Below are 2,378 nucleotides of genomic sequence, written 5' to 3'. Positions count from 1 at the left end.
ATTACCTCGCTATTGATATCATCGAGGAATTCAATATTTAGGTCGTATTCGTGGAAGACTGGTTCCATTATAGCGAAGTGCTCTCTTGCCATTTGTGGGGCAAGGATGGTGTAGCCTTCTTTTACCATTTTCTTGGTAAACTCTGGGCTTTCGTAGTCGAGCTTATCTAAGTCTCCTTCAAGCTTGTGGCCTTCGATTCTCTTTTGGTTTAGGGCTTCAAGTAGGGATCTGATTCTAATCTTAACAGCTCCGAGGTTACTTACCTCATCTATCTTGATTAGGGTATAGATCTTGCCGTTGGCCTTTAGGATATCAGCGACCTGATCGCTTGTTACTGCATCTAGACCGCAACCGAAGGAGTTAAGTTGAATTAGCTCGAGATTGTCAGTTTGGCCTACATATTGGGCAGCCCTGTAGAGTCTTGCGTGGTAGGACCATTGGTCAAGGACCCTAAGATCATAGGATAGGTCAGGGGAGTTGTAAGCTATGGCATCTTCTGAAAGTACCGGAATCTTCATGGATTCTATAAGGTCTGCTATACCGTGGTTTACTTCTGGATCAATATGATATGGCCTTCCTGCAAGGACTAGGGCGTTTAGATTTTTCTCAGCCACAAAATCTAGGATTTCCTTGCCACGTTTCTTGATTTGATCGTGGTAATTTTGCATCTCCTCCCAAGCAAGACTTGCTGCATTTCTGATTTCTTTCTTGCCTAGAGTTTTTCCTTCATAGCTATAGTCTTTGAATTCTTCTACTAGCCTATCAGCTATAATTTTCTCAGACTCGAAGGAAAGGTAAGGAGCCATATATTTAATATTTTTCAAATCATCGACGTTATTTCTAATAAGGTCTGGATAGCCGCTTACTACCGGACAGTTCATCTGGTTTTTGGCGTTTTTGTATTGCTTGTATTCATAGAAAATCGCTGGATAGAAAATTGTATCTACATCCTTTTCGAGGAGGTTTTCTATATGACCGTGGACGAGTTTTGCTGGATAGCAGGCTGTTTCTGAGGAAATAGAAGAGATTCCCTTCTCGTAAATTTCCCTTGAAGACCTGTCAGATAGAACTATATCAAAGCCAAGGCTAGTAAAGAAAGTATGCCAGAAAGGATAGTCTTCATAGATATTTAGGACTCTTGGAATGCCGATTTTTCCGAAGGTGTTTTTCTCCTTCAAGGTCTTTCTATTAAATAATAAGTCGTACTTAAACTTATACATATTATAGTCGGCGAAGCTATGGCTTTCCTTAACTCCTGCCCCCCTCTCGCACCTATTTCCAGTTATATATCTTGACCCATCTGGGAAGATGTTAATGATTAGGGAACAATTATTGGAGCACTTACCACATCTTGCATTCTTTTGCTCATAGGAGAAGGATTCAAGCTCGTCTATATCAGCGAGGGTGGAATGGCCAGTGGACTTATCCATGGAGATTAGTGCCATGCCCATAGCTCCCATTAGTCCTGCAATCTCAGGTCTTGTGGTCTCTCTACCTGTGATTTTCTCGAAGGCTCTTAGGATTGCATCTCCGTAGAAGGTTCCTCCTTGAACAACGAGATTTTCGCCAAGGCTTCTAGGGTCTCTTACCTTGATTACCTTTTGGATGGCGTTTTTGATTACAGAATAGCAAAGTCCTGCCGCTATATCTTCGACTTCTGAGCCTTCCTTTTGGGCTTGTTTAACCTTGGAGTTCATAAAGACAGTACATCTTGAACCAAGGTCAGCTGGCTCTTTGGATAGGATAGCTCTTTGTTGGAAGTCTTCTACACTCATACCGACAGATGCAGCAAAGGTTGAAAGGAAGGACCCACAGCCTGATGAGCAAGCTTCGTTAAGCTGGATACTATCGATAATTCCGTCTTTGATATGCATGGCCTTCATATCTTGGCCACCGATATCTAGGATAAAGTCAACCTTAGGATTAAAGAATTGGGCTGCCTTGTAGTGGGCGATGGTCTCAACTTCTCCATTATCTACACGGAGGGCCTTCTTGATGAAATCTTCCCCATAACCACAAATCCCACTTGAGGCTATGTAGGCCTTAGGGTTCTTCTTGATATAGCCTTCCTTGAGCATAGAAATTACAACTTCAAGTGGCTTACCTAGATTCATCCTATAATCTTCTAGGAGGATTTTCTTATCCTCGCTTAGCCAAACCATCTTGCTAGTAGTAGAACCTGCATCGATCCCTACAAATATTGGACCTTCGTAGTCGTGAATATCCTTGTAGGCAACTTGGCCTGTGGCGTGTCTTCTCTTAAATTCTTCGTATTCCTTCTCAGATTCAAACAAAGGCTCGAGCCTTTTTGTCATGTCGAGATTTTCTGGAACTTCTCCATCGAGTCTTTCTATAAGAGTCCTATAAGGAATAAATTC

General features: G+C 42.1%; 1 protein-coding gene. It reads right to left on the bottom strand.

Translation table 11 applies throughout. The annotated features are described in order from the left end of the window. The coding region (locus tag MRZ08_RS07805) for an acyl-CoA dehydratase activase-related protein (RefSeq protein WP_297381421.1) at nucleotides 1–2,378 on the bottom strand (2,378 nt) is incomplete at both ends.

Source organism: Anaerococcus sp. (genome assembly GCF_022770135.1).
Classification (GTDB): domain Bacteria; phylum Bacillota; class Clostridia; order Tissierellales; family Peptoniphilaceae; genus Anaerococcus.
Note: the sequence above shows the minus strand (reverse complement) of the source record. Positions and strands in the feature narration are given on the sequence as shown.